This window comes from Xanthovirga aplysinae, from assembly GCF_009711365.1.
GTDB classification, from domain to species: Bacteria; Bacteroidota; Bacteroidia; order Cytophagales; family Cyclobacteriaceae; genus Xanthovirga; species Xanthovirga aplysinae.
In genome coordinates this window covers 1-8069 of the sequence record NZ_SMMB01001100.1, presented here as the reverse complement: position 1 = coordinate 8069, position 8069 = coordinate 1, and the positions used below count along the sequence as shown (strand labels likewise).

Annotated in this window: 5 protein-coding genes; 3 read left to right on the top strand and 2 right to left on the bottom strand. The window is 36.9% G+C overall.

Annotated features, from left to right (window positions below; all coding sequences use genetic code 11):
* The first annotated feature begins 37 nt into the window (after window positions 1-37).
* The 3 genes from recJ to E1171_RS12865 all read left to right on the top strand — a co-directional run bounded on the left by recJ (window position 38) and on the right by E1171_RS12865 (window position 4402).
* The gene (gene recJ, locus E1171_RS12875) at window positions 38-1741 is read left to right on the top strand and encodes a single-stranded-DNA-specific exonuclease RecJ (RefSeq protein ID WP_155206415.1); all 1704 of its coding nucleotides are present in this window, start codon (window positions 38-40) and stop codon (window positions 1739-1741) included.
* A 107-nt stretch (window positions 1742-1848) separates the two neighbouring features.
* Window positions 1849-2580, top strand: coding sequence for an LPS export ABC transporter ATP-binding protein (lptB, locus tag E1171_RS12870; RefSeq protein WP_155206414.1), 732 nt, complete (start codon window positions 1849-1851; stop codon window positions 2578-2580).
* 298 nt (window positions 2581-2878) lie between these two features.
* Window positions 2879-4402, top strand: a complete 1524-nt coding sequence (locus E1171_RS12865) for a GH3 auxin-responsive promoter family protein (protein ID WP_155206413.1) — start codon at window positions 2879-2881, stop codon at window positions 4400-4402.
* A 233-nt stretch (window positions 4403-4635) separates the two neighbouring features.
* Here the strand turns inward: E1171_RS12865 and E1171_RS12860 are convergent, their stop codons facing one another.
* Both E1171_RS12860 and E1171_RS23850 read right to left on the bottom strand, forming a co-directional pair.
* Window positions 4636-6423, bottom strand: coding sequence for a chloride channel protein (locus E1171_RS12860; RefSeq protein WP_155206412.1), 1788 nt, complete (start codon window positions 6421-6423; stop codon window positions 4636-4638).
* Between the two features lie 315 nt (window positions 6424-6738).
* Window positions 6739-8069, bottom strand: a 1331-nt coding sequence (locus tag E1171_RS23850; protein WP_187696434.1) for a hypothetical protein, incomplete at its 5' end; no start/stop codon positions are given.

The following is an 8069-nucleotide window of genomic DNA, read 5'->3' as shown; positions in this document are numbered from 1 at the left end:
GGACTGATTGTTTAACTGGAAGCGCTAAAAAGGGATTATGGCAAAAACTTGGATCAATCAGGAACAACCTGAACAAAAAAAGGTGCTGGACCTTTCCCGCGCAATCAATATCAATGAAACACTAGCTTCCATTCTTGTACAAAGATACATCTCAACTTACGAAGAGGCCAAAAACTACTTTAGACCTTCCCTGGAAAACCTTCACGATCCCTTTCTCATGAAAGACATGGATAAGGCAGTAGAAAGACTGGAGAAAGCAATTTTGAGAAAGGAAAAAATCCTTATTTATGGGGACTATGATGTAGATGGAGCCACCTCTGTCGCTTTGTGCTACGGCTTTCTAAAAAACTATTGTTCAACAATTGATTTTTATATCCCCGATCGCTACAAAGAAGGCTATGGCATTTCAAAACAAGGAATTAAGTGGGCAGTTGACAATAATTTCGAACTGATTATTTGCCTAGATTGTGGGATAAAAGCCATTGATAAGGTAAGAGAGGCCAAAGAAAAAGGAGTAGATTTTATTATCTGCGATCATCATAATCCGGGTAAAGAAATTCCTCCAGCGAAAGCAATACTTGATCCTAAAAGAGAAGATTGTAATTATCCATATAAAGAACTTTCAGCCTGTGGAGTGGGATTTAAATTTCTTCAAGCCTTTTGTATAAAAACTAATCAAGGTTTCCAACATTTATATTCCGGATTTGACCTGGTTGCCATTAGCATTGCTGCTGACCTAGTACCCTTGACTGGGGAAAACCGGATTCTTGCCTATTTAGGACTAAAGGAATTAAATAAACAACCCAGCCCGGGATTAAGCGCATTAATGGCGGATAGAAAAAATTCTACAGCCATTTCCATCTCCGATATTGTTTTTGGGATAGGTCCAAGAATTAATTCGGCCGGCCGTATTGAGCATGCAAAAAGTGCTGTTGATCTCTTAATTTCTGAAAACAAAGAAGAAGCCAAACAACTAGCGGCTTATATTAATCAGAAAAATACGTTAAGACGAGATTTTGACACTCAAATTACCCAGGAGGCTATAGAGATGATTGAGGAAAAAGAGAGACGAAGAAAAGCAAAATCTACTATACTTTACAAGGAAGACTGGCATAAAGGAGTGATCGGTATTGTTGCTTCTCGATGTATTGAAAAGTTTTATCGCCCTACCGTGATTTTAACAAAATCAAATGAGAAAATTACAGGCTCGGCACGGTCTGTGGTTAATTTTGATATTTACCAGGCCATATCAGCTTGTTCCGATTTACTGGATCAATACGGTGGACATACCTACGCAGCAGGCCTAACACTTGACCCTGAAAATTTAGAGGCCTTTACTCAAAAATTTGAAAAAGTGGTGGAAAACACCATTCAGGACGAACAGCTAATTCCTCAATTATTAATTGACCAAACCATTAACCTGGATCGAATTAACTACCGTTTTTATAATATATTAAAACAAATGGCCCCCTTTGGTCCCCAAAATATGCGACCTGTTTTTCGGACAAACCAGGTTTACGTATCAGAAAGGCCACGTATACTGAAAAACAACCATTTACGTTTTGTGGTCAGACAAGAAGGCTTTTCTCCAAAAGTGGAAGCTATTGGATTCGGAATGGCGGATTATTTCGAGTTAATTACCTCTGGTATGCGATTCAGCGTGGCCTATACCATTGAGGAGAATAATTTTATTGGCAATAAATTCTTACAAATTAACGTAAAGGATATTAAATTTGACTGATAAAGACTGTAATTAGTGAATAATAAAAGGTGATTATTGAAAACTCTCCCTTTTTATTATTCATTACTTTTGAAGAGTTTTGTGGCTGGATATACTTTTTAAACCTTATGAAATTAACAGCAAAAGAGTTAGTAAAAATATATAAAAAAAGAACAGTAGTAGACCAGATTTCTGTTGAAGTGAATCAGGGAGAAATTGTTGGTTTACTAGGCCCAAATGGAGCGGGTAAAACTACCTCTTTTTATATGATTGTGGGATTGATAAAGCCTAACTCCGGAACCATTTACCTTGAAAAAGAAAACATTACCTCCTTACCGATGTATAAACGTGCGCAAAAAGGCATAGGATATCTGGCACAGGAAGCCAGTGTATTTCGTACCTTAAGTGTGGAAGAAAATATTATGGCCGTTCTGGAGCACACCAAACTTTCTAAGGTTGAAAGAATAGAAAAAATGGAAAGCCTACTTGAAGAATTCAGTCTTACTCATGTTCGAAAGAATCTTGGGCGAGTACTTTCTGGTGGTGAAAGAAGAAGAACCGAAATTGCCCGAGCATTAGCTGTTGATCCAAATTTTGTACTGCTTGATGAACCTTTTGCTGGAGTAGACCCGATTGCCGTTGAGGAAATTCAAACTATTGTAGGTAAACTCAAGGAAAAAAACATTGGCATATTGATCACTGACCACAACGTACAGGAAACTCTCTCCATAACAGATAGAGCCTATCTCATGTTTGAGGGGAAATTGTTAAAAGCCGGTACCGCAGAAGAATTAGCCGCTGATGAAACGGTAAGAAAAGTTTACTTAGGTAAACACTTCGAACTAAAACGAAAAGTTTGATCTACCTTTTACCTTTCTTCAAACCCACTAAAAGCCATGATTAACTTTATAGTTTTTGTTTTAAATACCCAAATTCATAATTTACAGTTTTAGAAGGTGTTTAAAATTTTAATTGTAAGCTGGAAACGCCTAATTAAACTCTGTATTTACCTGCTTTTTAAAACCTTATTTTTAGAAAAGTCTTTTAAAAGCACTCCATTCAGGCTTCAAAGTTTATTCCGCTTACAGTCAATACTTTTAAGCATTTCTAAGACCTTACATCCATTTGCAGGGAAATGATATTTAAGATAAGATTTCAATGGACTTCCTAAATCCTTTTTTCAGGTGGGTAATGAAAAAGCGAATTCCGCAAATTGAGCTTTTCATGAAATACCCACATGCAATACAGAATGACATATTCAATGAATTGGTAGGTAAAGCTCGAAATACCGAATTTGGAAAAAAATTTGGATTTAAAGAGTTAAAAAATAACTACAACGCCTTTAAAGAGCGTGTTCCAATTTCAAGCTATGAAGAATTTTTTCCTTATATAGAACGGCAACTAAAGGGTGAACAAAACATCATCTGGCCTACGGAAATTCGCTGGTTTTCAAAATCCTCGGGAACCACCAACGCCAAAAGTAAGTTTATCCCTGTTTCTCCAGAAGCACTGGAAGATTGTCATTTTAAAGCAGGCAAAGACATGTTATCCCTTTATGTCAGGAATTACCCTGACACTCGTTTATTTACAGGAAAAAGCGTATCTATCGGGGGTAGCCACCAACCTAACCCGTACGATTTATTTGCCAAATCGCATTTTGGGGATGTTTCTGCTGTTATCATGCAAAATCTGCCATACTGGGCCCAGTTTTACCGAACTCCAAGCCTTGAAATAGCACTTATGAGTGAATTTGAGCAGAAAATGGAAAGAATGGCCAAAGAAACTGCTCATCAAAATGTTACAAGTATTTCTGGGGTTCCCACATGGACTATTGTATTGCTGGAAAAAGTCATGGAATATAGAGGAAAAAACAATATCCTTGACATCTGGCCTAACCTGGAGGTATTCTTTCATGGAGCAGTAGCCTTTCAACCCTACAGGGAGTTGTTCAAAACGTTAATTCCCACTGAAAAAATGCATTATATGGAAACCTATAATGCATCCGAAGGTTTTTTTGGAATTCAAGATCAAGCTACATCCAACGAGATGCTACTCATGTTGGATTATGGTGTTTTTTATGAGTTCATACCGTTAGAGGATATGGAAAAAGAAGACCCCAAATGCCTTCGTATTGATGAAGTAGAGCTAGGTAAAACATACGCTGTAATCATTTCCACCAATGCAGGGCTTTGGCGCTATAACTTGGGAGATACCGTTAAGTTTACCTCACTTTTTCCCTACCGCATTAAAATTAGTGGTCGTACAAAACAGTTTATCAATGCCTTTGGGGAAGAATTAATGGTAGAAAACGCAGAAACAGCCATTACACAAGCTTGCCAATTGACAGGAGCGGTAATTCAGAATTTCACTGCTGGGCCTATTTACCTTGAAGAAGGAAAAAAGGGAGGACACGAATGGATTGTGGAATTTGTGAAAGAACCAGAGTCATTGGAGGTTTTTACAAAGATCCTGGATGAAAAACTTCAGGAAATAAATTCGGACTATGAAGCCAAACGATATAAAGACATGGCGCTTTTAAGTCCATTAGTTCACAATGTTCCTGTTGGGACTTTTTATCAATGGATGAAAAAACGAGGAAAGGTAGGTGGACAACACAAAGTTCCCAGACTTGCAAACAACCGGGAATATTTAGGTGACCTTCTTCAAATGATAAAAAACTAATAAAATCAGCCTGATAAATTCAGCCTTTTTAATTAATATTATGACCCCATGCAGATTAAAAAACGGACCTATCTTAGATTAAATCATCAAGAGCCGTCCTTTTAAACTTACTTCTGGCATTCTTGCGCTCTATTTTCTTCTTTTCACACCGAAAGGGCTCATTTAAGCCAAATCAAATTTTAGGCTCCATAAGTAAAGTGGATGAATTTTGGGCTTCTAATTCTTATTCCATCTTAATAGCTATTGCTAAGCTCTCGACTTTGCCTAACCAATTTCTTGCGGTAAGCATTAAAAATCCTTGACTTAGAAACTAACCCTACATATTTTCCTTCATCAATTACCGGCAGGTTCCAGGCCCCGCTACATTCAAACTTCCGCATAACTGATTCCATACTTTCAAAAGAGGAAACGCTTGCCGGAGCCGGATGCATTAATGTGGCTACATTAATGGATTCCTGTGATTCTTTGTCAAACATAATTTCACGAATATCATCTAAAGTCACAATTCCCACCAATTTTTCATGCTCATCCACCACAGGAAAGATATTTCTTTTTGACACTTTTACCAAACCGGCCAAATCGCCCAATCGGGCTTCCGGATGAATAGTCAATAAGTCCTTCTCAATTATTTGATTTAGGTGAATCAAACTTAACACCTGACGGTCCTTATCATCTTTTATCAAGTCTCCCTTCTCAATAAGACTTTTGGTATAAAGAGAATATTTTTCAAAATACGAAATGGTGCTATAAGCAATAGCAGCTACCAACATAAGAGGTACAAATAGTGTATATCCACTGGTCACTTCGGCAATTAAGAATATTCCCGTTAAAGGAGCTCTCAAAACGGCAGCCATTACACCGCACATTCCAACTAAAGTAAAATTACTAGTACTGATTGTTTCTCCCCAAAACACCAAATTTGTAAGCTTAGCAAATAAAAACCCAGATACCCCTCCTACAACCATAGCTGGTCCAAAAGTACCACTACTACCACCTGAGCCCCCTGTCAGGGCAGTGGCAATAGGTTTGAACAAAACAATTCCTAAGCTAAAGAGCAAAATTACCCCTACACTAGAAAAATCATTAAAGAAATAACTTTTATCCAGCATAAAATGCTCATTCCCATTCAAAAGGGCCTTCACCGTATCATAGCCTTCACCATAAAGAGGGGGAAAAATAAAAATTACCCCAACAAGTGCCAACCCTCCCAAAAGAGCTCGTTCCCATGTTCCTTTCAATTTATTCTTTAACCATCCTTCCATAGAGGTGATAACCCGGGTAAAATATAGTGCCACAAATCCACAAACCACCCCAAATACCATATAAAAAGGAACATCATAGGCTGTAAAGGGATCTTTTAAGGTAAAAAAGAAGAGCATCTCCTTCCCAGAAAGGGTCATGGAAACTAAATAACCGAAAACAGAAGAAATGAGAAGGGGGATAAATGAGGCGATAGTGACTTCAGACAAGATTAACTCAATAGCAAAGAGCACCCCAGCAACGGGTGAGTTAAATATAGCAGAAATCGCTCCTGCTGCTCCACAGCCAATCAGTAAAGTTCTCTGGCGGTAGTTTAAACTCATGGCCTGGGCGATATTTGATCCAATAGCTGAGCCAGTAACCACAATAGGAGCCTCCAGCCCAACTGAGCCTCCAAAACCTACGGTCAAAAAACTACTTAGCATGCTGCTAAAAGTTTTATGTCGCTCAATAATTCCAGACTTTTTCGCTATGGTAAAAAGAATATCGGGGATACCATGCCCAAGTTTAATCTTTAAAATGACATGAGTAAGGAAGACTGTCAATAAAATACCTACTAAAGGGTAAATAATAGTGATCAACATATTGAAATTCTGTGCTCCAACTGACAAAATATGTTGAATATAATGCACAGATTCCTTTAAAGATACCGCCGCTAATCCTGCTAAAAGTCCAACCAGTCCACTTATTATTAGTACAAAGTTTTTATTGCCTACGTATTTTACCCTCCAGACAAGAAACTTCCCTAAAAACTCATTCATTCCCCTAAATGTGTCTAAATAAAATTAATATTCTATATTTTCCTCAAATTAAAGGCATCGCAAAAAATACATTCAATTCATTACAAGTGAATAAAGATTAAAGGAGTGGCCAACAAAATAGCATAAGAAATTTTTTAAAGCCTCTTTATTTCACTCATTTTTATGAGGTGGCGATTTAAATATAATCTCCAGTATTTTCAACTATTTTAGATAATATTATTTAAAACGACAAGATCCCCGAAATATGAAATAGAAAGACAAAAAAAACAGCGCCCGATAAAAGCGCTGTTCTTTTTTTTTGGAAAACTACATATGCTAAACCATTTTCATATTATAGAAACGGTAATGCACATATAATTTATTTGTTTTCAAAATATTTAAGGTGTAATCCCAAAGGGTTTCAAAAGGAATTACCTCCAGGTCATTATACAAATCCCCAGGAATTTGAGTTTTAACCAACTTCTTCCAATAAGTATTTCCTTTCTCTTGAACTAACTCAAAGTTGAAATCCTTATCTGTAACAATTGACAGTAAACGGATGAAGATGCTATTTCTATAATTATGTCGCTTGTCCAAATGAGTAGAGCTATATTTTTCTAATTGTTCCGCTCTGCTACGCACTTCATCAACATAACCCTCTCTGAGCAAGTACATAAATTGAATAACCAAGGTAGAAATATTATACCCCATCAATTCCTTTGAAAAATCAGGAGTAGTTTTCAGGAATTCTTCTACATCAAATCCCCAACGCAACAATTTAGTATCATTTACAAATACTAAATATGCTCTATAGATTTGCCATCTGTCCTTATCCTTTTCTTCAAGCAAGCCATAGTTTTTATTGGTTCGAACCTTCCTATAGATCTCCCCCGCATTTTCATATTTCTCACCTTTCATCATTAGCAAGAAATAATATTCGATAAAGTGGAACCACTCAGGACTACCATTCCTAAAGAGGTCCAAAGCCTTGGTGGCATATTTATCTCCATTTTTCCAGTCATTCATGCAATAGTATGAATGTAATTTGGTAAAGGCAATTTCCTTTTTATCAAGATCTACCATTACCTCTGGATTAGGCATTTGCAGATACTTTTCCTCCAGCTTGGTGCACAGCTTCACATTATCAGCAAAATTCCAATTAAGCTGATTATAAAGAATTCGAAGTTTTTGGGCTAACACATCTAAAGATGAACTTTTAAACTTCTTACCTTCCGCTTCAATTTTTCCGATAGCATCAGGCATCTCGGTCAACACACGGTTTTGCGCACTTACAGATTTATTTACATAAACCACTGTGTGATGATAGAGCTCATTACAAGCTTGTTTTACATTAAGGAATTTTTGATAATCCTGTAGTTCATCATTTGTTTCCTGAAAAGGAGTAGTTTTACCCATCAAGGCATATTCATTTCTTAGAATAGTAAGGGCCTCCACTACAATATCCGCAAACTCATAGGTCTTTGCAGTTTTAATAAGGTGAGGAAGTAATCTAACAGCTATGCCATTATTTTTTTCACGAATCAACACCTTACATTGGTGTAAAGTGTGTAAACATTCATACTCTGCCCTTTCATATTGAGTATAAATTTCCTTTTCGTAGTCTAAAAAATACAAATGATTAAGCAGTTTCTGCTTAAGTTTTCCTT

Coding starts and splice junctions, on each gene's coding strand:
- recJ (WP_155206415.1), top strand. CDS start 38: ATGGCAAAAACTTGGATCAATCAGGAACAACCTGAACAAAAAAAGGTG.
- lptB (WP_155206414.1), top strand. CDS start 1,849: ATGAAATTAACAGCAAAAGAGTTAGTAAAAATATATAAAAAAAGAACA.
- E1171_RS12865 (WP_155206413.1), top strand. CDS start 2,879: ATGGACTTCCTAAATCCTTTTTTCAGGTGGGTAATGAAAAAGCGAATT.
- E1171_RS12860 (WP_155206412.1), bottom strand. CDS start 6,423: ATGAATGAGTTTTTAGGGAAGTTTCTTGTCTGGAGGGTAAAATACGTA.